This window comes from uncultured Methylophaga sp., assembly GCF_947259025.1.
Classification (GTDB): domain Bacteria; phylum Pseudomonadota; class Gammaproteobacteria; order Nitrosococcales; family Methylophagaceae; genus Methylophaga.
In genome coordinates this window covers 491,002-517,947 of the sequence record NZ_CAMYKO010000004.1, presented here as the reverse complement: position 1 = coordinate 517,947, position 26,946 = coordinate 491,002, and the positions used below count along the sequence as shown (strand labels likewise).

Genomic DNA, 26,946 nt, shown 5'->3' with positions numbered 1-26,946 from the left:
AGCATTTATTGCTCACAAAAAAACCGGCTGCTTGCCGGTTTTTTTATGCCTGTCGTCTGGGGCTTAGCCCGTTACCACCAGATTATCGCGGTGAATTAATTCCGGTTCATCGACATAGCCCAACAAAGATTCTATTTCACTACTGGCGTGACCTTTGATGCGCTGTGCTTCATCCGCATTGTAATTCGCCAGTCCCCGTGCGACTTCCCTGCCACTGGGATCACGGCAAATCACCAGTTCTCCCCGGGTAAACTTGCCTTCCACATGTTTCACCCCTACCGGTAACACACTACGGCCCTGCTCACGGATCACGGCCACCGCGCCTTCATCCAGCACCAGTTGACCTTTGGGCACCAAATGCCCCACCAGCCACTGCTGGCGCGCGGTAATCGGTTTATTATCAGGCCAGAGCAATGTGCCAACCCCGTTGCCGGCCGCCAGATGACGCAGGTTATCCGCGTATTTACCGGACAAAATCACGGTATAGGCACCGGAGCGGGCTGCGCGCCGGGCAGCCTGTAATTTGGTGGTCATACCACCTCGGCCCAATTCGCCCTTACTGTCACCGGCCATTTGATCCAGTGCTTCATTACTGGCCGCAGAAGCGGCAATCATTCTGGCATCGGGGTTGGTGCGGGGATCGGAGTCGAACAAGCCATCCTGATCGGTCAGGATCACCAGCACATCGGCTTCCACCAGATTGGCCGTCATCGCTGCCAGGGTATCGTTATCACCGAAGCGGATCTCTTCGGTGGCAATGGTGTCGTTCTCATTGACCACCGGCAGGATATCCAGATCCAGCAACGTGTGCAGGGCACTGCGGGCATTAAGGTGACGTCCACGATCGGAGAGGTCGGAATGGGTCAGCAGGATCTGGGCAGTCTGGATACCATGCTTGCCACACTCGGTGGCATAGGCATTCACCAAGCCCATCTGGCCGACACTGGCTGCCGCCTGCAAGTGATGAATTTCGTGGGGTCGGCGCTGCCAGCCGAGTTGTTGCATGCCGGCAGCCACCGAACCGGAGGTAACCAGCACCACTTCCTTACCCTGGCGGCGCAGCTCGGCAATTTCACCACTGAGCCAGCGAATACGCTCGATATCCAGCCCTTCACCCGGACGGGTCAGCAGTGCGCTGCCAATCTTGATGACCCAGCGTTTGGTATCAATAAGCTGCTGGTGAGGTTCGATCACGTGTTTTATTCCTTGTTATCGCTCGCAGCCTGTTCTTGTTCCATACGCTGTTCCAGGTAGGTCATGACATCATCACACAATGCATCACAGCCCTCACCGCTCTGGCCACTGATGCGATATACCTTACCCTGCCACCCCAGTCTGTCAATGACTTCCTGGCATAGCTCATCGCGGATATCTTCCGGCACCAGATCCATCTTGTTCAGGACCAGCCATTGCTCCTGACTACCCAGGGCTTCACTGTACTGTTCCAGCTCGCGGTTAATGGTCTCAACACTTTCCACCGGATCCTGATCCACGTCCAGCGGTGCCATATCCACTAAATGCAGTAACAGACGAGTGCGGGTCAGATGGCGCAGGAACTGAATCCCCAGACCGGCGCCTTCGGCTGCGCCCTCTACCAGGCCGGGCACATCGGCAATGACAAAGCTGCGCACATCTTTCAGTGTGACGACGCCCAGGTTGGGATAGAGCGTGGTAAAGGGATAATTGGCGACTTTGGGCTGCGCTGCTGACACCTGACTGATAAAAGTGGATTTACCGGCATTGGGCAGACCCAGCAAGCCGACATCGGCCAGCAGTTTCATTTCCAGCCGCAGGCTTCGTTCTTCACCGGGCGTGCCATTGGTAGTCTGGCGCGGCGCACGGTTAACGCTGGATTTGTAGCGGGCGTTACCCAGCCCATGCCAGCCGCCCTTGGCCACCAGCAGTTTACGACCTGCTTCGGTCAGATCACCGATCAGTTCATCGGTATCATCATCCCAGGCTTCAGTGCCCACCGGCACCTTGATAATCAGATCGTCACCACGCGCGCCGCTGCAAAGACTGCCTCGACCGTTTTCACCGCGCTCAGCCTTGAACTGGCGCTGATAGCGGAAGTCGATGAGGGTGTTGACCTGGGTGTCGGCCACCAGATAGACGTCGCCGCCATCACCACCGTCCCCGCCATCGGGGCCGCCAAAAGGAATATATTTTTCGCGACGAAAACTTAAGGCGCCATTGCCACCGGCACCAGCCAGAACCTTGATTTTCGCCTCGTCTACAAATTTCATTGTTTCAACCCGTCTTTATTTTCCGGCTAAGCGGATACAGCGCTTTTACTGATCATTTCAATATGACAGAAACAAAAAACCCCGCATCAGCGGGTTTTCGACTGAACTTAACTAACTGAAACTGTTACATTGTTGCGATTACAGCTTGTTTTGTACTAACTTTACTGTACTAACTTTTGTGAGCCGTGACATGAGGAAGATGAGAAAAACAGATAACGCATACCTCAAACAAAGAGGTAAGGTCTTTCACCTGCAACTTCCAGTTCCAAAAAGAGTTCGTGAATTATACCTAAAAGAACAAGAGTTTATTACTGGTTCTTTACAAACTCGCCATCTGGATGAAGCAATGGGGAAGCGAGACCTAGCGGTGGCTAAGTGTCGTCAGCTTTTCAAAATTATCATTGATGCGAATGTAGAACTATCCCCAAGTAGCAAACTCAGTTTAGCTGAGATTTTAGCGGATACATCTGGTGTCCTAGAGGCCATATCAGAAGCTACTGGCAAACGACCACCCACTAGCCTCTTCACCAATATAGCCACGGAGGTCACCCTCCAAGGAGAACTTGCAGATGCAGCAATGAAACGAGGTGACCTTGAGCAGGCAGAGTCTTACAGAGCAAATATTGATGTGGGTTATGACACCCTCTTAGACCATCTAGCTGGTAAGCCAAGACTTACTGATGAGGAAGAGAGAGCGTATAGCAAAGCCCTATACTCAGCCGGGGGCTTCATTACTATAGGGACGTTAACCGACAAATACATCGAAGCCAACCAGGGATTTCCACTTAAGACAAAAGAGAAAAAGGCACGACACTCTCGACGGCTAATTAAGTTTTTAGGCTCCGACAAAGTAGTCACAGAAGTTTCTCCTAAGGAGGCTTCAGAATTCGTTCAAGACCTCAACCTAGACAAAAAATTAAAGGTGAAATCCAAAAGGGATGTCATCTCAGATCTAGACGCTATATGGAGTTACGGAGAGCGACATCTAATGACGAGGTCGAACCCGTGGACTGGTCGCAGGAAAGACATCACAGAGAGTAACACAGGTAAGGAAAAGACAAGATACCCTTGGAAGAACTCACAGGTGGTAGAGCTTTGTGAAGCATTAATTAGGGATGACAACGAGTTTAAGGAGACATTAATCCCCTACACATTAGTTGGCCTGTTCTCTGGCATACGGATTTCCGAGATTGCTGAACTAACACTTGATGACATTGAGCTAGACAACATCATCAAAATCAACATAACCAGAGGCAAAAACCAAGCAACGGTTAGAGAGATTGCTCTTCACCCCCGGCTGAAGCCACTCCTCGCCAGATTAATAGAGAACAGTAACGATGGGATGCTAATTCCTAATACAGATGGTGCCAGGGGGCGAGGTATAAGAGGCTCTTGGCTGTTCTCAAAGTTCAAACGAGAGTTGTTTGGGGATCACTTGAAGCAATACACCTATCACTCTTTCCGACATCGCTTTGAGGACATCGCTAGAGAATCCGAGATGCCTGGCTTTATTACCGACAAACTCCTCGGTCACAAAGCCCCGATGTACGGACAAGGTGTCTCTCTGCGTAAACAAGAAGAGTGGCTTTTAAAGATGGAGCAAGGAGTGCAGGTCGACCAAGCTGTTGAACAGCTCATCAAGTATTACTTGGAGAGATACTGACGGATTTTTGGTTAGAGATTTTCGAGAGGTCATTTGCATATAGGAAGGCCTTAAGTTCCCCCGTCGACCATCCTTGAAAAGATGGGAGGCCAACAGAGCAGCCTCCCATCATCATTACCTAGCTAGGTAAACTGCGGCAGTGCGCGCAAACATACTCAGTCCTGCCGAAGCGTTCTCGAGTATATTCACGGACAGGCACAGGGCAATTACATAAACCCGCCATAGGCCACCTCCGTCAATTATAGTTGACGACTGCTTTTTAGGGTGTACTATTAGCGATACTATTATTGCTGTGAAACTAATAGTACAAGATGGTAACAAGGATCGTCGTGTAGCCTTGTTAACCAACAGGCCACGGGTGTTCGCGCACTCGTGGCTTTTCTTTTGTATCTGCCAACTTGATTCGCTGCTTGCAGTCACCAAACCTCCAGAACCGGCCGCAAGATCAAAAAAAACTAAACCACTACTAGTTGTGGCCTTGAAAACATCTAACCACAAGATAATGTGCTTTTGAAGCGATGGCAAGTGAATCCTTGCACATAAATTGTGCACATTTTGTGGATAACTTCTCACTTTATTCTCTTTACGACTCTGCACCCGTTGCCATGACTGCATCACAGCAATGTCAAATCAAATTATAGGCTTTTGAAGCTAGCTCTCTACCAAGCCTTAAAATCTTTCTAAACCCCTGATATCAGCGGTTTATCTGTACCTTAAAGGTATACGCGCGCGTATATTCGCAGCGTGACTAGATGTATGCTCAAAGCACACAGCGAGATGAATACACAAATCGTATGCATTTAAGTTGATTTATATTTATCGTTACGTTACATTCTAAACATCATAGACTTAAATCGGTACAGGAGGTATTCATGAAACGTGTTGGATACAAACGGGTATCAACCATAGATCAAAACACCGAGAGACAGCTAGATGGTGTTGAGCTGGATAAGGTATTTGAAGACAAATGCTCCGGTAGTAATACAAACAGACCACAACTTATTGCGCTTTTGGATTACGTAAGAGAGGGAGATGAAGTATATGTCCACGACATCTCACGCATGGCCAGGAACCTGGACGACCTCAATGGGCTAATCAAGCAGATCAATCAGAAAGGCGTTAGCGTCCAATTCATGAAAGAGAACCTCACATTCACTGGCAAGAACGACCCAATGCAAAAACTTATGTTGGATCTCTTGGGGGCTGTTTATCAGTTCGAGCGTTCAATGATGCTGGAGCGTCAACGAGAAGGTATCCAAAAAGCCAAAGTCGCTGGCAAATACAAAGGACGACCAAACTCCGTGAGTAGGGATGCAGTGATGGAGTTACTGGCTCAGAAAGTGTCAATCCGCAAGACTGCCGAGAAGCTTGGGATAAGCCCCTCGACAGTCCAAAGGATCAAAGCCGAAGCCTAAGCCCGGTTCAGGGTCAGGTCTCCATCTGTAGTCAGGCAGGCCTGGCCCAAAAACGGCACAGCAAGATATAAGTGTGTCCTTGTTAGCTCAACTTCAAACTTCCAAATCTTAATCAGCATATTTATCTCCTTGTTGTGGAGATGAGATGCTAGCTTACGGTTGACCGCTTTATACAGCTGGATATATCGTTAGGCATCTGTTTTTAATGCCTTTCTTCCCATATCTGGGGCATTCCCACGCCCTCAACATCTTGAGGCTCCCTCATTGCTATGGAGACCTCGTAGAAAGGCTCCCTCACTTTAGGACAAAAACCAAACTGTCCGACGCCCCGCCTCCAGGTCACCGCCGGAGCCACTTCTTTTTGTCTACGCGCCGAACTGACTGAAACCGCTGAATGTTAGCCACAGCAGTATCTCAGGCTGGCTTACGGCTGCGTGGCGTGAATTCTTCGCGTGTGTCTGCGAGGTGGGGTGTTTCTCAACATATACAGGATTCAACATGCAACAAGACACAGAACCTTTAAGCCCACCACCCGAAACACCTCGGGAGAAGCTGTGGGCGCTACACAGAACACTCACAGCGCGCCTTTTGAGCGAACTACAGAAAACGAATGAACCCGTAAGTGCTGCGACGATGGCTGTAGCCAGGATGTTTCTTATGGATAACGGCATCTACACCTCAGGAGGTAAAGATGGCCTGATTAGAGGCCTCCAGCCCCTTCAGGAAGTCGAACTTGAAGACTTCGAAGAGTTCAGTCTCGGCCCTGCCAAGGAGGATGAGACGGATGACTAGTCACCTCCAAAAAGCAGATGAGAACCAGAGGTTACCTTGCAACATCAACGGGTGCCCGTCATATAGACGAGGAGTCTCCAGGTTCTGTTCAAGTCATACCAAAAGACAAAGCCGTCATGGTGACCCGACCGGGCATCCAATCAAACGCACAGACAACCGTGAAGCATTCAACCAGGCCGAGCACTTCTTGAGCTGCAACTGGAAGCACCCCGCAGTAACACTGCTGGAAGAATCCATTGAAATGTGGCTCATGAAAGCTGGCGAAGGATACGACGTTCCAGGTAACAAGCTAGTGGCGAATCTCTTCGTACAGCAGGTTAAGCCGCGCCAGGTGCTTTCCAACGTCTTAGCTATTTCCCTCATCAGAGACAACGGCAGGTATCCACAACTAGGTTCACCGAGGGGCCTGGAGATGGCTATCGGTAATACCGTTTTGTCACTAGCTCCCAGAAGACGGAAAGCAAACGGGCGTTACGACTCCCCCACCCCGTCACTCATCAGAGAAATCGGAGCACATCTATCCGAGCTACTTGGCGACTTCACAGCCAAGGCAATCATCACCTTTAAACAGGAAGAAGAGCGCCAGCGCCAACTAGCTAGAAGCGTCCGGTGCGAATCATTCAAAATTTACAAAGAGGAATAATCATGTCAGACGAACCACAAATCAACTCAACCGGGAAAACAACGAGTGTTCAATTCGGTTCAGCATCAGCAGAAGAAAGCCCGCAGCCCAGCGAGGCAGTTAAGGTAAATCCCGAGACCCAACGAGTTACTTCAGGGCAAAGCGAGTCACTGGGCATTCAGTCACATAACACGGCCGACTCATTCAATCCCAAAGATGAAAGTAAAGGTGTTCTTGCCACAGCTCAGACATCATGGGGAAGCCGTGCGCAGGAGCTGAATGATAAAACGCTTGTTACGGTGGACGGCTTTCAGACCACACTACAAGCAGCCCATCAGATGGGGTATGTCGGCAAGGATGGAAACGGTGCCTATTTTGAATTGCCTCAGAACCAACCAGCAAGCAATGAACGGCAGCCTCAGGAAAGCTCTGAGAGCGGTGTCGTGGTGAGCATGGGTGAAGAGGTAGAGTCGACCATACAGGGCCTGAATGAGACCCTGGGATCGTCTGCTGTGCTTTCTGCAGTCGCTGAGTATGCCGCCAAGGGTGGGCTTCAATTAGAAGACATTGGGAAGTATGTCGACCCATCTAGTGGCGTTTCCACTGAGCAGGTCTATGAGGCAGCATCAGCGTCTATTGCTGCGATGGAAAGCCAAGTCTATGACTATCTGACCGAAGTTGGTCTTACAGAAGAGCATCACCCGGGCTTTGCGGAATTCGTAAACGGGCAAGGCAAAACCCAGTACCAATCGACCATCATGGAGTATGTCACCACTCGTGACCTCAGTGTCTGGCATGACATCCTGCGCAATTACGCCGATTGGAACAGGCGCCAGCTAGCGAAGTACAGACCATGAATATCGAGCTAGCCACTGTCCGCCTCTACGCTTATATGACCCACCGGGCACAAGATGAGGGAGTCACCAATCGACTCCCCATCGATTTTTTCAGGGAGAGCCTAGAGCATGGCATCAGGGAGGTGTTTGGCGTGGTCGTTGACGAGAACGGCCAGCTCATAGCAGACAAGGAGAACCCAAAGTTCTTCGATTATTACATGGAAAAGATGCCTCTCGCGTTTCTAGATATCGATACCAGCCAAACGGACTGGCGTAACCAATAGACCAACAATCGAGGGGTACGCCGAGTGCGTACCTCCTCCAGGAGGATGCATGTCAAAAACGGCAGATGAACTAGCTAGAGCTAAACAGCAGTTCAAACGTCTAATGAAGCAACTGAGACGCCATAACAAACAGCGACACAACCCGAGAACTAAGTGGAGATGGTGTGGCTAGAAGGTTTGGTTTACTCCGTAAGGACATACACATTGATGAGTACCGATTCCAGGCAAGGAACCCTTACGCTAATGAGCTGCGAAAAGTGCACAGAAGGAAGAAGCAGATCGAGCAGCAACTGGAGGAGCTTACTGAGTACCTGAAAGCAGACACTAAGCACGAACTTGAGCCAATCAAAGTATGGAAAGACCCGCTCAATGATAAGTACTTCGTCGTTGATGGGCACCACAGGCTTCAGGCATACGAAGAAGCAAAGCGAAGAGCGAACCGTAAGTTACCCTGCGTAGTTATTCAGGCAGAGACACCTCACGAGGCCCTGGCGAAGGTCTTCAAGGAGAACTCTCGCGGTAAGCTGGGCTACACCGCCGCAGAGCGTATTGAAGCCGCCTGGGTGGAGAGGTGCCGTCTTGAGCGTATCGAAGAAGCACCAACCGTGAAGCACATGGCGCAAACCTTCGGGATCAGCGCGGGTACGGCTTCGAACTTCAACAAGGTAATCTGCAAGCTCAAGCGCAGTAACGGAGGAGAGTTACCCAAGAAGCTGGCGAACTGGAAGATTTACGCAAAGCAGCCCGACGACGATGGACAAGAGGATGCGCCAACAGCACCTTTTGCGGCATCAATCGCTTACAACATCGGCGAATCCATCGTTAAGCACCCTGTCGACGTTCAAGAGATGATTGTGGCGGCACTCGCGGAGAGGCTGAATGACCACTTGAAGTCATGCGGTGCGGAGGGCGAGATGAAGCGCTGGTCATTGTCACTGTGGGATGCTGACGAGGACTTCTAGTTCACCATAGTGTTTCATTATGAACACTGATGAAATCGGCGGGAACCTAGTCTTAACGGGGGGTCCCGTCGTTATCTTCCGCATCAAAACGTGTACACCAGGTACAGGTTTGTTGGCGGTTAAACGGGTAGACCTAGAATTTCCAGCAAGGTCAGATACGCAGGGTAAGGGTACATATCATTCTTTACCCATATTTCCTTGCGCAAATCCGCAGTGCTTTTCTGTATTTTAATGGTGACAGTCATTGATGCCCTCCAATGTCGCGCGGGTGGTGAATTGCTCAGTAATTACTGTACTAACTTTTAGTCAGTAATTACTGTACTAACTTTTAGTATAAAACTGTACTAAGTTTAACACTCGCGGGAACAGTTGAAAAAGCTCAACTCCAGTTAATAGTCAGCCATTTAGTCGTCTATATAACTCATACGCCAGAAACAAAAAACCCCGCATCAGCGGGGCTTTCGGCTGTTTGCCCCAACGGGCTAACAAAATATTTTAGTCAGCAACAACACTGACGAAGGTGCGTTTGTGCGGACCTTTGGTCTCAAACAATACTTTACCTTCAGCGGTTGCAAACAAAGTGTGATCTTTACCGATACTAACGTTACGGCCTGCGTGATAACGTGTACCACGTTGGCGAACGATAATGTTGCCACCAGTAACGACCTGACCGCCGTAGCGTTTCACGCCCAGTCGTTTCGACTCGGAATCGCGTCCGTTACGCGTACTACCACCAGCTTTCTTATGAGCCATGATTAAACCTCTTTAACAGTCTTAGGCTGAAATGCCTGTAATTTCGATTTCAGTGTAAGCCTGACGGTGCCCCATCTGTGTGCGGCTGTGCTTACGGCGACGGAATTTGACGATTTTGACTTTATCGCCACGACCGTTGGCAGCGACTTTCGCAGTCACTTTGGCGCCATCCAGGTAAGGTGCGCCCACTTTCACATCGTCACCTTCACCTACCAGCAGCACTTTATCCAGTTCTACCGTTTCACCGGCTTCAGCATTCAATTTCTCAACGCGGAGCTTTTCGCCCTCTTTAACCCGGTACTGTTTACCGCCTGTCGCGACAATAGCGTACATCGCTGTCTCCAATAGAATTAATTAATGCAGGTTACCCAACAAAAGACGGGAGATTGTAGCGCCTTTCTTATAGGAGATCAAATCAGAATATCCTTGCCTGCAGATTTGTCAGATCACAGCCTCTGCAGCCAGCGCTTAATATTTGCGCGCATGTCCCGTGCATGAGAAAGTACGCGTTTTAACAAACCATATTATAGGCAGATTCTGGCGCTGTGGATATACAATCCATTTACTCCCTGATACAAGACGACCTGGCCGCAGTCGATAAGCTGATCCAGGCAAGGCTGCAATCCGATGTGGCACTGATCAACCAGCTCGGCACCTACATCATCAACAGCGGTGGTAAACGCCTGCGCCCGGCGATTGCCATTCTCAGTGCCAGAGCCTGCGGCTATCAGGCTGATAAACATATCAACCTGGCTACCATCATTGAGTTTATTCATACCGCTACCCTGCTGCATGACGATGTGGTGGATAATTCCGAAATGCGCCGTGGCCAGGAAACCGCCAATAACCTGTGGGGCAATGAAGCCAGCGTATTGGTCGGCGACTTTCTCTACACACGCTCTTTCGAAATGATGGTGGAAATGGAATCGATGCGGCTGATGCATATCCTGTCACACACCACCAATATCATCGCCGAAGGCGAAGTGTTGCAACTGCTTAACTGCCATGATGCTGATACGACCGAGTCGCGTTACCTGGAAGTCATCCACCACAAAACGGCCAAACTGTTTGAAGCGGCCGGTCAGTTAGGTGCGGTCATTTCTGATGCATCCCCGGACATTGAAAACGCCATGGCCTTGTACGCGATGCATCTGGGCAGTGCTTTCCAGCTGGTTGATGATCTGCTGGATTACAGCCAGTCCAGTGAAACCATCGGTAAGAATATCGGCGACGATCTGGCCGAAGGCAAGCCGACTCTGCCTTTGATTTATGCCATGCGTCAGGGGGATGAATCACAAGCCGCTATCATCCGTCACGCCATTGAAAAAGGCGAACGCGATCGTATTGATGACATTGTCAGCATCATCAATGAAACCGGGGCTATCGACTACACCGCCCGCGCCGCCACGCAGGAGGTCGCTTATGCCAAGGCGGCCCTAGAAATCCTGCCAGACAGTGACTACAGGCAGGCCCTGATCGGCTTGGCCGATTTTTCTGTTAATCGCGATTATTAATTCAAGCCACTTTCATATTTACCGATAACATGGCTATGATAATGCTTCACTGACAGGGTGGGCCTGTGCTGATAATGATAGTCGTGGTTGTATGATTTCCAAGCAAGACATTCTCAATGCCAATATTCTGCTGGTCGATGATCAGCTGGTGAATATCAAACTGCTGGAAAAAATGCTGCGCCACGCCGGCTATTCAGCCATTTTTTCGACGACCCGGCCCCAGGAAGTTAAATCACTTTATTTCGATAATGAAATTGATCTGATCGTGCTTGATATCCGCATGCCCGATATGGACGGGTTTGATGTGATGGCGGGCTTGCAGGCAGAAATCGAAAATGACTACTTGCCGGTACTGGTGGTGACTGCCGAGCTCACCAGCCAGACCCGTGAACGTGCCTTGAGCAACGGTGCCAAAGACTTTATTACCAAGCCTTTTGACCAGGCGGAAGTGCTGCAGCGTATTCATAACATGCTGGAAGTCAGGCTGTTGCACAAAGAGATCCGCTTGCAAAACGAGACCCTGGAACAGCAGGTTCAGCAACGCACCCGACAACTGGAACAGAGCCGGCTGGAGATCATCAGACGGCTGGGCCGCGCCGCCGAATACAAGGATAATGAAACCGGCAACCATATCCTGCGCATGAGTCATTTTGCGCAAATGCTGGCCCGTGCTGCCGGCCTCAGTGCGGAGCAGGCCGATAATATTCTGCTGGCAGCGCCCATGCACGATATCGGTAAAATCGGCATTCCCGACAGCATTCTGCTCAAACCGGGCAAACTGGATCCGGATGAATGGGAAATCATGAAATCCCATGTCACTATAGGTGCTGATTTGTTGGCAGGCACGGATATCCCGCTGTTAACCATGGCCCGGAATATTGCCCTGACCCATCACGAAAAATGGGATGGCAGTGGTTACCCCCATGGCCTCGCCGGCGAGGCGATTCCCATTGAAGGTCGCATCTGTGCCATCTGTGATGTGTTTGATGCCCTGACCTCGGAGCGCCCCTATAAAAAGGCCTGGCCGGTTGAAGAGGCCATCGCCCTGCTGCATCAGCAGAAAGGCCGCCATTTCGACCCGGCACTGGTCGATTTGTTTGACACTATCATGGACGAAGTATTGGCATACCGCGCCGCCCACCTTGATCATTTTTCCCGGCAGGCCGAATCAGCTTAAGCAAGTTTGGTAAAAGGCTTTGTCCTGAGCGTCGGGTCAGCTATCCTTTACCGCCATGGCACAAATATACAAATATCATCTGTTTTTCTGCACTCACCAGCGCGATGACGGCTCTGCCCATTGTGAGGAACACGGTGCGCAATCCCTGCGTGACTATGCCAAGCAACGGGTCAAAGCGCTCAAGCTGAAAAAAGTTCGGGTCAATAATGCCGGCTGTCTTAACCGCTGCAAGCTGGGGCCAATGCTGGTGATTTATCCGGAAGGCACCTGGTATCGCTATGAGAATGAAGCCGATATCGATGAAATTATCGACTCCCACCTAATCCAGGGCAAAATTGTAGAAAGACTGCAACGATGACACCAGACGAATACTGCAAGGACAAGGCAGCAAAAAGCGGCTCCAGTTTTTATTACAGCTTTATGTTTCTGCCCCAGCAGCAACGCCAGGCCATTATCGCGCTCTACGCCTTTTGCCGGGAAGTGGATGATGCTGTCGATGAGATTGCCGATCCCGATGTCGCTGCCCAGACTCTGGCCTGGTGGCGCTTCGAAATTGAACAGACCTTCAACGGCACACCCAGCCACCCGGTAGGCAAAGCCTTGCAGACCGCGCTGCAGCACTTCGAACTGCACCAGGAATACTTTGTGGAAATCATTGATGGCATGGAAATGGATCTGCAACAGCAGCGTTATGCCAGTTTCAAACATCTGGCTTTGTACTGCCATCGGGTGGCCAGCGTGGTGGGGCTGCTGGCAGCAGAAATTTTTGGTTATCAGAACCGCAAAACCCTCAACTACGCAGAGAAGCTGGGCATTGCTTTTCAACTGACCAATATCATCCGTGACGTGCGAGAAGATGCAGAACGGGGCCGTATTTATCTGCCACAGGATGAGCTTGAGCGTTTCCATGTCGGCGAACAGGATCTGCTCAACTTCAAGCAAACACCTGAGCTTGAAGCCCTGCTCAAATTCCAGGCCGACCGTGCCCGTGACTTTTATCAGCAGGCGCTCAATGCCCTGCCTGAACAGGATCGGCTTAATCAACGTACCGGTCTGATTATGGCCGCCATTTACCAGGCGACGCTGGAAGAAGTAGAGCGCGACGGCTTCCGCGTGATGCAGCAACGCGTGTCACTGACACCACTGCGCAAACTTTGGCTGGCCTGGACCACAGCGCGCCGGGAAAGAAAACGCGCCCGATGACCACGCTGATCGTCGGCGGTGGCTGGAGTGGACTGGCAGCAGCAGTTCGACTGTGTCAGCAAGGTCGCCAAGTACACCTGATTGAATCAGCCAGACAACTGGGTGGCCGGGCCCGCAGCATAGACTGGCATGGACTGGAAGTTGATAACGGTCAGCATCTGCTAATCGGTGCCTACCGGCGGACGCTGGCTTTACTCGCTGATTTGGATCAAAGCCCCGACAGTTTGTTTGACAGGTTGCCCTTATCACTGACTGTGCATGATCCTGCCTATCCGCCTTTGCAGCTCAATGCCGGACGCCTTCTGCCCTGGCCGCTGTCGCTGGTCTGGCGGGTGTTGGCTGATAACGGCTGGCAGGTATCCCGTCAGCTAGCAAGGCTGGCACTGCAGGCACGCCGCTTTAATCCGCATCAGGACATCAGCGTGCAGCAGTGGCTGAAAAACCAGCGCCAATCCGACAGACTGATCCGGCAATTATGGCAGCCCTTGTGTCTCGCCACGCTTAACACGCCGATTGAAACCGCCTCTGCAGCCCTGTTTGCACGCGTGCTGACCGATACATTCCGTCGCCGCAGCGATAGTGATCTGTTGATTCCCAGGCGGCCTTTGGGCCAGGTTTTGCCTGAATCAGCTGCCCGTTATATTCGCCAGCACGGTGGACAAATCAGCCTGCAGATCCGTGGTCGTGAGCTGCTGGTTGAAAACGGCAGGGTGCATGGGCTTGTGACCAATAAAGGCGCGCAGATCGAGGCAGATGAGATCATCCTTGCCACCCCGCCCGGCGTCAGCCGCCAATTACTGGCAACACATCAGTCGCTACCCGAGCCCTCCCACCATGCTATCGCCACAGTCTACCTGCAATATTCCAGTGCCATGCGCCTGTCAGCCCCCATCACCGGGCTCAGCGGCACCATCGCCCAGTGGCTGTTTGATCGCAGTGATCTGAGACCCGGCCTGGTCGCTGTAGTGATAAGCGGTCCTGGTTATCATGAAAAACTGAGCAAGGCTGCTTTGATTGATATTATTGCGAGAGAAATTACGCCCCACCTGCCAGCACAACGAGGGACACTCAGCGACGCCCTGGTGATCAGGGAGAAAAAAGCGACTTTTGCCTGCACCGTTGACATTCAGCAGCAAAGACCCAACAATCGCACTGAGATCACAGGCCTGTGGCTGGCCGGCGATTATGTGACCAATCCATACCCGGCCACTCTGGAAGGCGCTGTTATTAATGGTGAGCAAACTGCGAGCCAGTTAATAGCAGAGGCCGCGGTCAGTCGCTAATATCGTGATCCCTTGCTATACTTAATTTTTGACAAAATAACAAATAGGGAATGCCATGTTGAATCATATTCGTTTGATGTTTGCTGCCTTGTTCATGGGGCTGTTTCTGGTTGCCTGCGGCAACGACAGTGCCGAGCAGGAAGCAATGGAAGACACTGAAACTGCTGCACCAACAGAAATGGCTTCTGAAGAAATGGCCGAAGAAGAAGCCCCTGCTGCCGAACAGGCTGACAGTGGTTCAATCATCGGTATGACTGAAGAAGAAGTCATTGCCAAAATGGGTGAACCGGATCTGACTCAGACCCGTACCCTTGATGCGCTGTCCATGACACATCATGAATGGCATGGTGAAGACAGCATCACTGCTGTGCAATTCCAGGATGGCGTCGCCAAGTTCACTCAGAACATCCCTGTTGAATAAGGCTGATGCCAGTCAATGCTGAGGCTGATCAGCTCAATGATCGCATTATTCTGATCACCGGTGCCGCTCGCGGCATCGGTGCCTCAGTGGCTCATGCCTGCGCTGCACAGGGCGCTACCGTTATCCTGCTGGATAAAAACCTGAAAGGCTTGGAAACGGTTTATGATGAGATAGAGCAAAGCAGTGGCATCGCCCCTGCTATCTATCCGCTTGATCTCAAGGGTGCCAGCCTGCCCGACTACCAGCAACTGGCTGACACCATACGCGAGCAGTTTTGTCGCCTCGACGGGCTGATACATTGTGCCGCCAGTCTGGGTCAGTTAGCGCCGGTCGAACACCAAGACAACAAAACCTGGCTGGAAACCCTGCATATCAATCTGACTGCCGCTTACCTGCTGACTCAGGTCTGTTTGCCTCTGCTCAAACAGCAAGCCGGCAGCCATATCATTTTTTCCTCTGACGACCACAGCCATAAAGCTTACTGGGGCGCTTACGGTATCAGTAAAGCCGGCATCGAAGCGTTTGCCGCCCAACTCGCCGATGAACTGGAAGCGCAGGGCAACGTCCACGTTCATTGTGTTGACCCGGGCGCAGTACAAACTGAATTTTATGCCCGAGCCTTCCCCGCTGCCGATCCCAGTCATCTGCCAGAACCTCAAGTAGTAGCGCCGCAATATATCGCCTGCTTTCTGTAAGCAACATACCGGATCTGTCAAAAGCCTGACACACCTGTTATAAATATCTGAAATTAAACAGTTTTTTATGTTGGCACAAATATCGCTAATCCACGTACATGCCTATCAAAGGATGTGCTCATGGAACAGCAACAAGTCAATAACAATAAACTGACACTGCTCAAAGGCGGACAAAACCGTATCCGGCAGGCGCCGAAATCGCAGCCGAAGAAAGCCGATCAGATCGCGGCAGAATTACCGGGCAAACTGCAAACCACACTGCTGTTGGATGAACTTTTACCACTTTTCCAAAAGCAGATCGGTCAGGTTTTGCATTTTGACAGTTTTCATTATCTTAATAAGGCGCTGGGCAGCCAGATTGATGAGGGGGAGCAGCGTCATCATCGCTGTCATTACAAACTGGAGATGAATGGTGAATACCTGGGAGATCTGACCCTCACCCGTCGCCATAAATTCACCGAAGCTCAAATCACACTGTTGGAAGACTTACTCTGCCTGCTGGTGTACCCGCTGCGCAATTGTTTATTGTACAAACAGGCGCTCGATTCGGCGATGCTGGATAAACTGACCGGGCTGGGTAATCGCGCCGCTTACGAGAGTAATCTGCAGCGTGAGATAGAGCTGGCAGAGCGCCAGAAAACCGCCTTGTCTATGGTGATCGTGGATATTGATAACTTCAAGGCGATTAATGATCGCTACGGCCACCAAGGGGGTGACCGCGCCCTGAAAACGCTGGCTAACACCATCAATCAAACCCTGCGCCGCAGTGATCTGGCTTTTCGCTTTGGCGGCGAAGAGTTTGTATTGCTGCTCAGCAATACCGACATTGGAGCTGCCGGTATGGTCGCTGAGCGACTGCGTGTTGCGGTGGCGGAAACACTCTGCCACGACGGCAAACATGGCTTTAACTTCACCATCAGTCTGGGCCTGGCACAGCTTCAGGCCGATGAGCAAAGCTACCATTTGTTTGAGCGTGCTGATATGGCACTGTACCGGGCTAAACAAACCGGTCGTAATGTCACAGTCTGCGCACCGGCCGGCATTACTCTAGCTGACTAAGGCTGCCTGTTTTTCTCGCCAGCACTGCTCGCGCGATTTTAGCCTAGCGTCCGCGAATGCGGGGCCGGCGGCCCGGTTTTTCCGCACTGGTCTGTTTGCCTTTATAAGGTGAAGCGGCTTTTTTACTACCGCTATCTTTCTTGGCATTGGCCTGAGACTGGGGTGACTTAGCCGAAGGCGCGCCTCTTTTCGCTGACGATTGCGGCTTCATGCCGGCCTGTTCGTAGAGATAATCCAGATCACCACCTTCCAATTTAGTCCAGTGACCAATGCGCAGATTCTGCGGCATGATGATCGGTCCGTAACGCACCCGCATCAGGCGGCTGACCTGCACGCCCTGGCTTTCCCATAAGCGGCGCACTTCGCGGTTACGGCCTTCCTGGATGACGACATGGAACCATTTATTGGCCCCATCACCGCCGGCTTCCTGGATATCGTTAAACTTGGCTTCACCATCGTCGAGCATGACGCCGTCACGCAGGGTCTGCATCATTTCCTTGCTGACATCCCCCAAAACCCGCACTGCGTATTCCCGATCCATTTCATTGGCCGGATGCATCAGACGGTTAGCGAGTTCGCCATCAGTGGTCAGAATAATCAGACCACTGGTATTCAAATCCAGACGACCAACGCTGACCCAGCGCCCCTGTTCAGGCTTGGGCAGAGACTGGAAAATGGTGCGACGGCCTTCCGGATCACGGCGGGTACAGACCTCACCCATCGGCTTGTTGTAGAGGATCACCTGCTGCGGTTGTTGCCACAAACGTTTGGGCGACAACGGTTTGTTGTCGAGACGCAGACGATCACCCTCACTGATCTGGTCACCCAGACTTGCGGTCTCGCCGTTGCAACTGACCCGCCCTTCCTTGATCCAGGCTTCAACCTGGCGGCGCGAGCCGTAACCGGCACGGGCCAGGACTTTTTGAATACGTTCTGCCATATAAAACCTGTTGTTTACTTGTAGGTGAGGCCCATGGCCGTTCTGACTTCAGTCAGGGTTTCCTGCGCGACCTCACGGGCTTTGGCCGTGCCGTCATCGATAATACGGCGCACGTCTTCGGGATGTTCACTGAGATCATTGGCGCGCTCACGCATCGGCCGTAATTCAGCACTGACCGCGTCGATCAATGGCCCTTTACAGTCCAGGCAGCCAATACCCGCACTGCGGCAGCCTTCCTGCACCCATTGTTTTTGATCTTCATCGGCATAGACCTCGTGCAACTGCCACACCGGACAGCGGTCAGGATCACCAGGGTCACTGCGCCGCACCCGGTTGGTATCCGTGGGCATACGCTTGATTTTGTCAGCCAGTGAATCTTCCGGCTCACGCAATGAAATTGTATTGCCATAGGATTTGGACATTTTCTGGCCATCCAGCCCCGGCATTTTTGAAGCCGGTGTCAGTAATGAAGTGGGTTCGGGCAGAATCACCTTACCGGCCCCTTCCAGGTAGCCAAACAGGCGTTCCATATCGCCTAAAGCCAGATTTTGCTGGTTTTTCAGCAGTTCACGGGCGGTCGCCAGTGCTTCTGCGTCCCCCTGTTCCTGGTAGGATTTACGCAGGTTGTTGTAGAGCTTGGCGTTTTTCTTACCCATTTTCTTAATGGCAGCGGTCGCCTTTTCTTCAAAGTCTTTCTCGCGACCGTAAAGATGATTAAAGCGACGTGCGACCTCGCGGGTCAGTTCAACGTGAGCCACCTGATCTTCACCCACCGGCACCTGACCGGCACGGTAAATCAGAATATCGGCACTTTGCAGCAGTGGATAACCGAGAAAGCCATAGGTTGAGAGATCTTTCTCTTTGAGTTTTTCCTGCTGATCCTTGTAGGTCGGCACTCTTTCCAGCCATGACAGCGGCGTCATCATCGACAGCAGCAGGTGCAGCTCAGCATGTTCAGGGACCTTGGACTGCAAAAACAACGATGCGGCAGAAGGTTCAATGCCGGCAGCCAGCCAGTCAATCACCATTTCCCAGACACTGTCTTCGATCACACCGCTGTCTTCGTAGTGGGTGGTCAGGGCATGCCAGTCCGCGACAAAAAAGAAGCAATCGAACTCATGCTGTAATTTGACCCAGTTTTTCAGCACGCCGTGGTAATGCCCCAGGTGCAATTGCCCGGTGGGGCGCATGCCTGAAACAATGCGTCGTGACTGTAAAGCTACCGTATCCAAAGTGATCTCCCGATATTGGCTATCAAGCTGTTGATAAAATACTGAATATTTGCGGTGGCAGATTAAAGCCCCATGCCAGCACATTAAGCAAGGCACTGACCAACGGCCACAGAATAAGCCCCAGCAGACCGAAGAACAATAACGCCAGTAAAATGACGAAACCATAAGGTTCAAGCCGGCTGACCTGCCAGCTAAGCGGACCGGGCAACACGCTGACCAGCACCCGTCCGCCATCGAGCGGCGGCAACGGTAACAGGTTCAGCATCATCAGCATGGCATTAATCAAAATGCCGGCCACGCCCATAAAAAGCATGGGTTCACCGATGCCACTGCCGGTCTGCGCCAGCGATAAACCGATTTTGGCCACCAGTGCCCAAATCAAGGCCATGATCAGATTCGCCATGGGCCCGGCCAAAGCTACCCAGGCCATATCAGCCTTGGGCCTGCGCAGGTTCTGAAAGCTGACCGGCACCGGCTTGGCCCAGCCAAAAATAAAGCCGCCCAGTACCAGTAATATCCCCGGCACCAGCAAGGTGCCGACGGGATCGATGTGTTTAAAGGGATTCAACGTCAGCCGTCCCATCATCTGTGCGGTACGGTCGCCGAGCTTGAGCGCCACCCAGCCATGGGCCACTTCATGCACGGTGATGGCAAACAGAACCGGAATCGCCCAGATAATAATCTTCTGGACCAGACTGAATTCAAGCACTGATCAGATCCTGACCACCCAGATACGGCCGTAAAGCTTCGGGAATGGCGATGGTTCCATCAGCCTGCTGGTGATTTTCCATCAATGCCAGCAAGGTGCGGCCGACTGCCAGCCCGGAACCATTGAGGGTATGCACCAGTTCCGGTTTACCGGTTTCCGGGTTACGCCAGCGGGCCCGCAAGCGACGCGCCTGAAAATCGCCAAAGTTACTGCAGGAAGAAATCTCGCGATAGGTCTGCTGGCTGGGTAGCCAGACTTCCAGATCGTAAGTCTTGGTGGAAGAAAAGCCCAGATCACCGGTACACAAATTAACCTTGCGGTAAGGCAGCTCCAGCAGTTGCAGAATTTTTTCGGCATGCGCGGTGAGCTCCTCATGCGCCGCATTGCTGTCCTGTGGTTTGACGACCTGTACCAGCTCTACCTTTTCAAACTGATGCTGGCGAATGAGGCCGCGCACATCCCGGCCATGAGAGCCGGCTTCACTGCGGAAACAGGGCGTATGCGCTACAAACTTGAGCGGCAGCTCAGCAGCTTCGCTGATATGGTCACGAACAATATTGGTGACCGGGACCTCTGCGGTCGGTATCAGATAAAACTGGCCATCGTCGACCTTGAACAGATCTTCTTCAAACTTGGGTAACTGACCGGTGCCCTGCAGTGAATCCGCATTCACCAGAAAGGGCACATAGGTTTCGGTATAGCCGTGTTGCTCACTGTGCATATCGAGCATAAATTGGGTTAAAGCCCGTTGCAGCCGGGCCAGCGGACCGCTGAGCGTGACAAAACGCGCGGCACTGATTTTGGCTGCGGTCTCAAAGTCCATGCCATTCAGCGCTGCCCCCAGATCAACGTGATCTTTAGGCTCAAAATCAAACTGGCGTGGCTCGCCCCAGCGAGACACTTCCTCGTTTTCAGATTCATCCTGACCGGCAGGCACGTCATCCTGAGGCAGGTTGGGGATACCCAGCGCGATATCATTGAGCTTTTCCAGCACTTCCGCCAGCCGGGCTTCGGCTGCTTTATGGCGATCGCCCAGATCTTCAATCTCTTTCAGCAGCGGGGTGATGTCTTCGCCGGCCGCCTTGGCTTTACCAATATTTTTAGAACGGCTGTTTCGCTCAGTCTGCAACTCCTGGGCTTGCTGCTGCGCCTGCTTGCGTTCCTGCTCCAGTTGCGCCAGTTGTTCCAGGTCCAGTTCAAATCCACGGCGCGCCAGTTGTTGCGCCACTTGTTCAGTATCGTTTCTCAGTAACTTCGGATCTAACATGTTGTTCTCAAATTCCAGATTGTGCAGACCAGCTGATTACCAGCTCGGGCTTCACCAAATCTCCCAGTTGTTCAATAATCTCGGTGACGCGCTCGGGCTTGTCGAAAAACTCGATGATAATCGGCAGCTCCGATGACAATGCCAGTAAAGATGCCTTGTGCAACCGGTGATCACTGCCCAGGCCGGCAACACCTTTAAAAACGGTAAAACCGTTTGCTTTCAGATCTACCAGCCGGGTAATGATTTTATTGATATCGTCTCTACCCTCAATCAGGTAGATGCGTGCCATGGTTACAGCCTGACTCATAACTGTCTTCCTATGCTTAAGCCTATCCAGGTAGCCAGCAGACAGCAGCTTACGCTCAAAAAGACATTGATAAGCGCTTTGCCCCAGTCGCCGCTTTCCAGTAACGCCAGTGTCTCAAACGAGAATGAGGAAAAAGTAGTGAACGCCCCCAGCACCCCGAACAAAATGCCCGATCTCAATTCAACAGAGCTGATCTGGCGCTCCACCAGCATAATGAAGAAAAACCCCATCAGCAGCGAACCGAGCACGTTAACAGTTAATGTGCCATAGGGAAAGTCTTTGCCCATCATGCGGTGAACACCGGTGGAAACGCTGAACCTGAGCACGGCCCCCACGGCACCGCCAATTGCAATCGCTACCAGTTGCTGCACTAGCCTGTCCCTATAACCAAAACCTGTAGTTTACCGCATTCCGGCCTTTAGCTCGCAACTGATTGGTTTGAGACAAAAAAGGCGGTATGGCGGCCGCCATGTGCAATGCTCAGGATAAGACCGGTTTCAGCTCACCGCTCTGATAACGGTCAACCATTTTACTTAACGGTATCGGCTTGATCCGGCCTGCATGGCCCGCACTGCCAAAGGCCTCGTAGCGAGCCTGGCAAATGGCCTGCATCGCTGCTGTTGAGGCTTTGAGAAATTTGCGTGGGTCAAATACCGACTTGTTTTTTTCATCAGTCATAAACTGTCGTATTGCCCCGGTTGAGGCCATACGCAGGTCAGTATCGATATTGACTTTGCGCACACCGGACTTGATGCCTTCGACAATTTCTTCCACCGGTACCCCGTAGGTTTCACCGAGGTCACCGCCGTGGGTATTGATGATCTTCAGCCAGTCCTGCGGCACCGAGCTGGAGCCGTGCATGACAAAATGGGTATTGGGCAGTTTCTGACGTAATTCGCGAATACGATCGATAGCCAGAATCTCCCCGGTCGGCGGCCGGGTGAATTTGTAGGCACCATGACTGGTACCGATCGCCACTGCGAGCGCATCAACTTCGGTGCGTTTAACAAAGTCCACTGCCTCGTCCGGATCGGTGAGCAGTTTCTCTCGGTCCAGCTTGCCTTCAGCACCATGTCCATCTTCTTCGCCCATCATGCCAGACTCAAGCGAGCCAAGGCAGCCCAGTTCGCCCTCGACCGAGACGCCGCAGGCATGGGCCATATCAACGACTTCACGGGTGACTCTGACGTTATATTCATATTCTGCCGGGGTTTTCATATCCTCCTGCAGCGAACCGTCCATCATCACCGAGCTGAAGCCGGATTGGATCGATCGGGCACAGACACTGGGTGAGGCACCATGATCCTGGTGCAAGACCACCGGAATATCCGGATAGGTTTCCAAAGCGGCCAGAATCAGATGTCTGAGAAACGGCTCACCGGCATAACTTCTGGCACCGGCGCTGGCTTGCATAATAACCGGGCTGTCTGCTGCCACGGCCGCATCCATAATCGCCTGTACCTGTTCCAGGTTATTGACGTTGAATGACGGCACACCGAATTCATTTTCAGCCGCATAATCCAGTAATTGACGTAATGAAATGAGAGCCATAATTCCTCTCCTTTATTAGGGCTTGCTTTTCTCTCCGCCACGGCTTGAGGACTTTTTACCTCGCAAGCATGGAGAGCACGCGATGTAGTCATTCTACAGAGCATATATTACGCCTTGTTTGATGCTTTATCAGTCATAACGAAGGCGCTAACGCAAGCCTGAGCGCTGCCTAATTCACAGCTTTGACCATTGACCCGGGCTAGACCATATCTCCGACACGAACCAGCTTGAGTGCATTGGTACTGCCGGCGGCCTCCAGATCGCCCTTGGTAATAATCACTATATCACCATCACTGACGACACCGCGACGTGCCAGTTCCGCCACCATTTCCCGATTCAGCGCGGCATGGTCACCCTGGCCGCCGGTGAATTTTATCGGATAGACGCCCCGGTAAAGCGTGACCAGCCGGGCGGTGTCTTCATGTGGCGTAAGGGCAAAGATCGGAATACCGGAACTGATCCGCGACATCGATAACACAGTCGCCCCTGATTCAGTCAGCGCTGCGATAGCTTTGACATTCAGATGATTGGCCATATACATCGCTCCCATCGCAATGGCTTCATCCATTCGCTCAAAATGGGAATCAATGCGATGTCGCGAAACCCGGATTTCCCGTTCCTGTTCGGCCTGCAGACAAATACGGTGCATGGCGGCAATGGTTTTGATGGGGTTCTTGCCCATCGCGGTCTCGCCCGACAACATGACGGCGTCAGTGCCATCAAGCACGGCATTGGCCACATCAAACACTTCAGCCCGGGTCGGAATCGGGTTTTCAATCATCGATTCCATCATTTGCGTCGCGGTGATGGTGACCCGGTTTCTGCGCCGCGCCTCGCTGATAATGCGTTTCTGGATTGGCGGCAGGGCGGCATCGCCCATTTCCACCCCCAGATCACCGCGGGCGATCATGATGGCATCAGCAGCTTCAATGATTTCATCAATGGCTTCAACCGCTTCCGCACGCTCGATCTTGGCCACAATAGCGCCATGACCACCGGCGGCGCGCAACAGATAGCGGGCCTTTTCAATATCGGCAGCGCTGCGTGGAAATGACACTGCCAGGTAATCGGCCTGCATGCGGGCGGCAGTAATAATATCCTTCTTGTCCTTATCGGTCAGCGCGCCGGCCGATAAACCGCCGCCCTGTCGATTAATGCCTTTGTTATTGGACAACAACCCGCCGACGATGACTCGGGTCATGATGCGTTGTTCTTCTACATACTCGACCCGCAGAATGATACGGCCATCATCCAGCAATAAAGTATCTTCCGCCGCCACATCACTTGGCAAGGCCTTGTAATCAATCCCGACCTGATGCTCATCACCGTCATCAGCACCCAGTCCGGCATCAAGCACAAAGCTGTGTCCGGGTTCCAGCAGCACCTTGCCTTGATAAAAGCGTGCGATACGGATCTTGGGGCCTTGCAAGTCCGCCAGTACACCGACTGGTTTGTGACAGATACGGGCTCGCTCCCTGACCCGGCCCGCCAGGCTGATATGGGCCGAGGGTTCGCCGTGTGAGAAGTTCAGCCTGACTACATTCATGCCGGCTTCGAACATCGCGTCCAGCACTTCCGTGCTATGTGAAGCCGGTCCCAGTGTTGCCACAATTTTGGTGCGTCGAATGGCCGTCACAAAGCACTCCCTTTTTGTTAAGCCTGATTTAACCTAATGCGCGTTGCTCCAGTATTTCAACCGCAGGCAGCTTTTTGCCTTCCAGGAACTCCAGGAAAGCACCGCCACCAGTGGAAATATAAGAAATATCGTCGCAGATTTTGTACTTGGACACTGCCGCCAGCGTGTCGCCACCGCCGGCGATAGAGAAAGCATCGGATTCGGCTATCGCCATCGCGATCTCCTTGGTGCCTTCACCAAACTGGCTGAACTCAAACACACCGACCGGGCCGTTCCAGACGATGGTGCCCGCCGATTTGAGAATCTCGGCGAGTTGCTCAGCCGTTTTGGGGCCAATATCAAATATCATATCATCGTCTTCGACCTCGGAAACCCTCTTGGTTTCGGCCTCGGCGTTTTCGGCAAATTCCTTACCACAGACCACATCACTGGGCACCGGGATATCGCCGCCCTTGGACTGGGCAGCAGCGCGCAGGCCTTTACAGGTGTCGATCAAATCATCTTCATAAAGTGACTTACCGACGTTATGACCCTCGGCAGCAATAAAGGTATTGGCGATCCCCCCACCGACAATCAGTTGATCAACCTGTTTGGACAGCGTTTCCAGCACGGTCAGTTTGGTTGAAACCTTGGAGCCACCGACAATGGCGATCATAGGACGGGCCGGATTATCCAGCGCTTTACCCAATGCTTCCAGCTCACCCGCCAGCAGAGGGCCGGCACAGGCGATCGGAGCATATTTTGCTACACCATGAGTCGATGCCTGGGCGCGATGGGCGGTGCCAAACGCATCCATTACATACACATCGCACATTTTCGCCATACGTTGTGACAAGGCATCGTCGTTTTTCTTTTCACCAATATTGAAGCGAACGTTTTCACAGAGCACGACTTCACCGTCTTCGACCGGAATGAAGTCCGGCTCCAGCCAGTTCTGCTCAAGCCTGACCGGTTGTTCGAGCAAGGCCGACAGATAGTTAGCAACCGGCGCCATTGAATACTGATGCACGTATTCGCCCTCGGTAGGACGGCCAAGATGCGACATAATCATGACCTTGGCGCCTTTCTCAAGTGCCATTTTAATGGTCGGCAATGAGGCATGAATACGTGTGCCGTCGGCGACGACGCCTCTTTTTAGGGGCACGTTGAGATCCTGTCGAATTAAGACCCGTTTACCGGCCAGGTCTAAATCAGCCATCTTGATTACGGACATGCAGATTTCCTCTCTTTTTTAATGCTTGTGCATCAACACCAGTATAGCGTTGCAGGCATAAAAAAGGCCTCCCGACCAGAGGAGGCCTTTTGATTGTGCCCTCAATTTGTGAAGGTACGATTACTGTCCCACATGCTGCACCATGCGCATCATGTTGCAGGTATATCCATATTCATTGTCATACCAGGCGACCACTTTGACGAATGTGCTATCGAGCGCGATGCCAGCGCCGGCATCAAAGTTGGATGGTGCGGTGTGACCACGGAAGTCGGTCGATACCACGCTTTCATCGGTGTATCCCAACACACCTTGTAGTTCACCGCCAGCAGCGGCTTTCATTGCCGTGCAGATTTCATCATAACTGGCACCTTTGTTGAGCTCCGCCGTGAGATCGACCACTGACACATCCGAGGTGGGGACGCGGAACGCCATGCCGGTCAGCTTGCCGTTCAGATCAGGCAGGACTTTACCCACTGCTTTGGCGGCACCGGTTGACGATGGAATAATGTTTTCCAGGATACCGCGGCCACCGCGCCAGTCTTTCATCGATGGGCCATCAACAGTTTTCTGAGTCGCAGTCGCGGCATGCACGGTGGTCATCAAGCCACGCTTGATGCCGAAGCTGTCATGCAGCACTTTGGCCACAGGCGCCAGCGCATTGGTGGTGCAGGAAGCGGCGGAGACAATCGCCTCACCACTGTAGTCTTTGTGATTGACGCCATAGACAAACATCGGTGTGTGATCTTTTGAGGGGGCCGATTGCACGACTTTTTTGGCACCGGCCTCAAGGTGAGCCTGGCAGCTGTCTTCAGTTAGGAAAAAGCCGGTACACTCAATCACCAGCTCGGCCTCCACTTCATCCCATTTGAGATCGGCGGGGTTGCGCTCTGCGGTCACGCGGATAGTTTTGCCATTGACCACCAGGTTGCCGTCTTTAACATCCACTTCACCGTCAAAGCGGCCATGAACCGAATCGTATTTCAGCATGTAGGCCAGGTATTTTGGGTCAAGCAGATCATTGATGGCGACCACTTCAATATCGGCAAAGTCCTTGACCGCGGCACGAAAAGCCATACGACCGATACGGCCGAATCCATTGATACCTACTTTAATAGTCATACGATTTCCTCTCTGAACTGAATAGCTGTTTAAGAACTAAAAACTCG

Annotated in this window: 29 protein-coding genes; 15 read left to right on the top strand and 14 right to left on the bottom strand. The window is 52.2% G+C overall.

Features of this window, described 5'->3' with window-relative positions:
• Positions 1-63: 63 nt before the first annotated feature.
• Both proB and cgtA read right to left on the bottom strand, forming a co-directional pair.
• Positions 64-1,194, bottom strand: coding sequence for a glutamate 5-kinase (gene proB / locus Q0X64_RS05810; RefSeq protein WP_297809764.1), 1,131 nt, complete (start codon positions 1,192-1,194; stop codon positions 64-66).
• A gap of 5 nt (positions 1,195-1,199) precedes the next feature.
• The gene (cgtA, locus tag Q0X64_RS05805) at positions 1,200-2,246 is read right to left on the bottom strand and encodes an Obg family GTPase CgtA (protein ID WP_297809761.1); all 1,047 of its coding nucleotides are present in this window, start codon (positions 2,244-2,246) and stop codon (positions 1,200-1,202) included.
• Between the two features lie 199 nt (positions 2,247-2,445).
• On the opposite strand from cgtA, the gene Q0X64_RS05800 reads away from it, so the two are divergent.
• The 7 genes from Q0X64_RS05800 (at position 2,446) to Q0X64_RS05770 (ending at position 8,820) form a co-directional block, all read left to right on the top strand.
• Positions 2,446-3,909: a tyrosine-type recombinase/integrase gene (locus tag Q0X64_RS05800; protein WP_297809758.1), complete on the top strand. Its 1,464-nt coding sequence runs from the start codon at positions 2,446-2,448 to the stop codon at positions 3,907-3,909.
• An 872-nt stretch (positions 3,910-4,781) separates the two neighbouring features.
• A complete protein-coding gene (locus tag Q0X64_RS05795; RefSeq protein ID WP_297809755.1) occupies positions 4,782-5,324 on the top strand; it encodes a recombinase family protein in 543 nt (180 codons plus the stop codon).
• Positions 5,325-5,822: 498 nt separating this feature from the next.
• Positions 5,823-6,116, top strand: a complete 294-nt coding sequence (locus Q0X64_RS05790; protein WP_297809752.1) for a hypothetical protein — start codon at positions 5,823-5,825, stop codon at positions 6,114-6,116.
• Complete coding sequence (locus tag Q0X64_RS05785; protein ID WP_297809749.1) at positions 6,109-6,759, top strand: hypothetical protein; 651 nt, start codon at positions 6,109-6,111, stop codon at positions 6,757-6,759. The genes Q0X64_RS05790 and Q0X64_RS05785 overlap by 8 nt, the downstream gene beginning before the upstream one ends.
• A 2-nt stretch (positions 6,760-6,761) precedes the next feature.
• Entirely contained in the window at positions 6,762-7,595 is an 834-nt protein-coding gene (locus Q0X64_RS05780; protein WP_297809747.1) for a hypothetical protein, read from the top strand.
• Complete coding sequence (locus Q0X64_RS05775; RefSeq protein ID WP_297809745.1) at positions 7,592-7,858, top strand: hypothetical protein; 267 nt, start codon at positions 7,592-7,594, stop codon at positions 7,856-7,858. The genes Q0X64_RS05780 and Q0X64_RS05775 overlap by 4 nt, the downstream gene beginning before the upstream one ends.
• A gap of 164 nt (positions 7,859-8,022) precedes the next feature.
• Positions 8,023-8,820: a ParB/RepB/Spo0J family partition protein gene (locus tag Q0X64_RS05770; RefSeq protein ID WP_297809742.1), complete on the top strand. Its 798-nt coding sequence runs from the start codon at positions 8,023-8,025 to the stop codon at positions 8,818-8,820.
• A gap of 495 nt (positions 8,821-9,315) precedes the next feature.
• Here Q0X64_RS05770 and rpmA read toward each other — a convergent pair whose 3' ends face one another.
• Together rpmA and rplU are read right to left on the bottom strand one after the other, a co-directional pair.
• Positions 9,316-9,573, bottom strand: coding sequence for a 50S ribosomal protein L27 (rpmA, locus tag Q0X64_RS05765; protein ID WP_297809739.1), 258 nt, complete (start codon positions 9,571-9,573; stop codon positions 9,316-9,318).
• A gap of 21 nt (positions 9,574-9,594) precedes the next feature.
• Positions 9,595-9,906, bottom strand: a complete 312-nt coding sequence (rplU, locus tag Q0X64_RS05760) for a 50S ribosomal protein L21 (protein ID WP_297809736.1) — start codon at positions 9,904-9,906, stop codon at positions 9,595-9,597.
• Between the two features lie 212 nt (positions 9,907-10,118).
• Here rplU and ispB point away from each other — a divergent pair, with 212 nt between their 5' ends.
• The 8 genes from ispB (at position 10,119) to Q0X64_RS05720 (ending at position 16,925) form a co-directional block, all read left to right on the top strand.
• Positions 10,119-11,087, top strand: coding sequence for an octaprenyl diphosphate synthase (gene ispB / locus Q0X64_RS05755; protein WP_297809733.1), 969 nt, complete (start codon positions 10,119-10,121; stop codon positions 11,085-11,087).
• Positions 11,088-11,178: 91 nt separating this feature from the next.
• Entirely contained in the window at positions 11,179-12,264 is a 1,086-nt protein-coding gene (locus tag Q0X64_RS05750; protein ID WP_297809730.1) for an HD domain-containing phosphohydrolase, read from the top strand.
• Positions 12,265-12,319: 55 nt separating this feature from the next.
• Complete coding sequence (locus tag Q0X64_RS05745) at positions 12,320-12,622, top strand: (2Fe-2S) ferredoxin domain-containing protein (protein ID WP_297809727.1); 303 nt, start codon at positions 12,320-12,322, stop codon at positions 12,620-12,622.
• A complete protein-coding gene (gene hpnD / locus Q0X64_RS05740; RefSeq protein ID WP_297809724.1) occupies positions 12,619-13,467 on the top strand; it encodes a presqualene diphosphate synthase HpnD in 849 nt (282 codons plus the stop codon). The genes Q0X64_RS05745 and hpnD overlap by 4 nt, the downstream gene beginning before the upstream one ends.
• Positions 13,464-14,750 (top strand): hydroxysqualene dehydroxylase HpnE, encoded by a 1,287-nt coding sequence (gene hpnE, locus Q0X64_RS05735; protein WP_297809721.1) that lies wholly within the window; start codon positions 13,464-13,466, stop codon positions 14,748-14,750. The genes hpnD and hpnE overlap by 4 nt, the downstream gene beginning before the upstream one ends.
• A gap of 55 nt (positions 14,751-14,805) precedes the next feature.
• Positions 14,806-15,171, top strand: coding sequence for a hypothetical protein (locus Q0X64_RS05730; RefSeq protein WP_297809718.1), 366 nt, complete (start codon positions 14,806-14,808; stop codon positions 15,169-15,171).
• Positions 15,172-15,176: 5 nt separating this feature from the next.
• On the top strand, positions 15,177-15,866 hold the full coding sequence (locus Q0X64_RS05725; RefSeq protein WP_297809715.1) for an SDR family NAD(P)-dependent oxidoreductase: 690 nt from the start codon (positions 15,177-15,179) through the stop codon (positions 15,864-15,866).
• A 120-nt stretch (positions 15,867-15,986) separates the two neighbouring features.
• Positions 15,987-16,925 carry a GGDEF domain-containing protein gene (locus Q0X64_RS05720; protein WP_297809712.1) on the top strand — a complete coding sequence of 313 codons (939 nt, stop codon included), beginning with the start codon at positions 15,987-15,989 and terminating at the stop codon, positions 16,923-16,925.
• A gap of 43 nt (positions 16,926-16,968) precedes the next feature.
• Here the strand turns inward: Q0X64_RS05720 and rluB are convergent, their stop codons facing one another.
• From rluB to gap, 10 genes are all read right to left on the bottom strand, one after another.
• Complete coding sequence (gene rluB, locus Q0X64_RS05715; protein WP_297809709.1) at positions 16,969-17,865, bottom strand: 23S rRNA pseudouridine(2605) synthase RluB; 897 nt, start codon at positions 17,863-17,865, stop codon at positions 16,969-16,971.
• Positions 17,866-17,879: 14 nt separating this feature from the next.
• Positions 17,880-19,097 (bottom strand): tryptophan--tRNA ligase, encoded by a 1,218-nt coding sequence (locus Q0X64_RS05710; protein WP_297809706.1) that lies wholly within the window; start codon positions 19,095-19,097, stop codon positions 17,880-17,882.
• A 22-nt stretch (positions 19,098-19,119) separates the two neighbouring features.
• Positions 19,120-19,806: a site-2 protease family protein gene (locus tag Q0X64_RS05705; RefSeq protein WP_297809704.1), complete on the bottom strand. Its 687-nt coding sequence runs from the start codon at positions 19,804-19,806 to the stop codon at positions 19,120-19,122.
• Positions 19,799-21,073, bottom strand: coding sequence for a serine--tRNA ligase (serS, locus tag Q0X64_RS05700; protein ID WP_297809702.1), 1,275 nt, complete (start codon positions 21,071-21,073; stop codon positions 19,799-19,801). The genes Q0X64_RS05705 and serS overlap by 8 nt, the downstream gene beginning before the upstream one ends.
• Before the next feature lie 7 nt (positions 21,074-21,080).
• Complete coding sequence (locus tag Q0X64_RS05695; RefSeq protein WP_297809699.1) at positions 21,081-21,380, bottom strand: DUF190 domain-containing protein; 300 nt, start codon at positions 21,378-21,380, stop codon at positions 21,081-21,083.
• Positions 21,377-21,751 (bottom strand): fluoride efflux transporter CrcB, encoded by a 375-nt coding sequence (gene crcB / locus Q0X64_RS05690; protein ID WP_297809696.1) that lies wholly within the window; start codon positions 21,749-21,751, stop codon positions 21,377-21,379. Before crcB ends, Q0X64_RS05695 begins: the two co-directional genes overlap by 4 nt.
• 109 nt (positions 21,752-21,860) lie before the next feature.
• Positions 21,861-22,931 carry a class II fructose-bisphosphate aldolase gene (fba, locus tag Q0X64_RS05685; protein WP_297809694.1) on the bottom strand — a complete coding sequence of 357 codons (1,071 nt, stop codon included), beginning with the start codon at positions 22,929-22,931 and terminating at the stop codon, positions 21,861-21,863.
• A gap of 199 nt (positions 22,932-23,130) precedes the next feature.
• The gene (pyk, locus tag Q0X64_RS05680) at positions 23,131-24,567 is read right to left on the bottom strand and encodes a pyruvate kinase (RefSeq protein ID WP_297809692.1); all 1,437 of its coding nucleotides are present in this window, start codon (positions 24,565-24,567) and stop codon (positions 23,131-23,133) included.
• 28 nt (positions 24,568-24,595) lie between these two features.
• Positions 24,596-25,780: a phosphoglycerate kinase gene (locus tag Q0X64_RS05675; protein ID WP_297809689.1), complete on the bottom strand. Its 1,185-nt coding sequence runs from the start codon at positions 25,778-25,780 to the stop codon at positions 24,596-24,598.
• A gap of 120 nt (positions 25,781-25,900) precedes the next feature.
• A complete protein-coding gene (gap, locus tag Q0X64_RS05670; protein ID WP_297809686.1) occupies positions 25,901-26,899 on the bottom strand; it encodes a type I glyceraldehyde-3-phosphate dehydrogenase in 999 nt (332 codons plus the stop codon).
• Positions 26,900-26,946: the final 47 nt, after the last annotated feature.

What these genes read in the sequence shown, in the direction of transcription:
- Q0X64_RS05675 (WP_297809689.1), bottom strand. Translation starts at nt 25,780, where the DNA reads ATGTCCGTAATCAAGATGGCTGATTTAGACCTGGCCGGTAAACGGGTC.
- serS (WP_297809702.1), bottom strand. Translation starts at nt 21,073, where the DNA reads ATGTTAGATCCGAAGTTACTGAGAAACGATACTGAACAAGTGGCGCAA.
- cgtA (WP_297809761.1), bottom strand. Translation starts at nt 2,246, where the DNA reads ATGAAATTTGTAGACGAGGCGAAAATCAAGGTTCTGGCTGGTGCCGGT.
- rluB (WP_297809709.1), bottom strand. Translation starts at nt 17,865, where the DNA reads ATGGCAGAACGTATTCAAAAAGTCCTGGCCCGTGCCGGTTACGGCTCG.
- fba (WP_297809694.1), bottom strand. Translation starts at nt 22,931, where the DNA reads ATGGCTCTCATTTCATTACGTCAATTACTGGATTATGCGGCTGAAAAT.
- Q0X64_RS05730 (WP_297809718.1), top strand. Translation starts at nt 14,806, where the DNA reads ATGTTGAATCATATTCGTTTGATGTTTGCTGCCTTGTTCATGGGGCTG.
- Q0X64_RS05720 (WP_297809712.1), top strand. Translation starts at nt 15,987, where the DNA reads ATGGAACAGCAACAAGTCAATAACAATAAACTGACACTGCTCAAAGGC.
- Q0X64_RS05795 (WP_297809755.1), top strand. Translation starts at nt 4,782, where the DNA reads ATGAAACGTGTTGGATACAAACGGGTATCAACCATAGATCAAAACACC.
- hpnD (WP_297809724.1), top strand. Translation starts at nt 12,619, where the DNA reads ATGACACCAGACGAATACTGCAAGGACAAGGCAGCAAAAAGCGGCTCC.
- Q0X64_RS05695 (WP_297809699.1), bottom strand. Translation starts at nt 21,380, where the DNA reads ATGAGTCAGGCTGTAACCATGGCACGCATCTACCTGATTGAGGGTAGA.
- hpnE (WP_297809721.1), top strand. Translation starts at nt 13,464, where the DNA reads ATGACCACGCTGATCGTCGGCGGTGGCTGGAGTGGACTGGCAGCAGCA.
- Q0X64_RS05775 (WP_297809745.1), top strand. Translation starts at nt 7,592, where the DNA reads ATGAATATCGAGCTAGCCACTGTCCGCCTCTACGCTTATATGACCCAC.
- Q0X64_RS05800 (WP_297809758.1), top strand. Translation starts at nt 2,446, where the DNA reads ATGAGAAAAACAGATAACGCATACCTCAAACAAAGAGGTAAGGTCTTT.
- Q0X64_RS05790 (WP_297809752.1), top strand. Translation starts at nt 5,823, where the DNA reads ATGCAACAAGACACAGAACCTTTAAGCCCACCACCCGAAACACCTCGG.
- Q0X64_RS05745 (WP_297809727.1), top strand. Translation starts at nt 12,320, where the DNA reads ATGGCACAAATATACAAATATCATCTGTTTTTCTGCACTCACCAGCGC.
- Q0X64_RS05750 (WP_297809730.1), top strand. Translation starts at nt 11,179, where the DNA reads ATGATTTCCAAGCAAGACATTCTCAATGCCAATATTCTGCTGGTCGAT.
- rplU (WP_297809736.1), bottom strand. Translation starts at nt 9,906, where the DNA reads ATGTACGCTATTGTCGCGACAGGCGGTAAACAGTACCGGGTTAAAGAG.
- Q0X64_RS05785 (WP_297809749.1), top strand. Translation starts at nt 6,109, where the DNA reads ATGACTAGTCACCTCCAAAAAGCAGATGAGAACCAGAGGTTACCTTGC.
- gap (WP_297809686.1), bottom strand. Translation starts at nt 26,899, where the DNA reads ATGACTATTAAAGTAGGTATCAATGGATTCGGCCGTATCGGTCGTATG.
- Q0X64_RS05780 (WP_297809747.1), top strand. Translation starts at nt 6,762, where the DNA reads ATGTCAGACGAACCACAAATCAACTCAACCGGGAAAACAACGAGTGTT.
- rpmA (WP_297809739.1), bottom strand. Translation starts at nt 9,573, where the DNA reads ATGGCTCATAAGAAAGCTGGTGGTAGTACGCGTAACGGACGCGATTCC.
- Q0X64_RS05725 (WP_297809715.1), top strand. Translation starts at nt 15,177, where the DNA reads ATGCCAGTCAATGCTGAGGCTGATCAGCTCAATGATCGCATTATTCTG.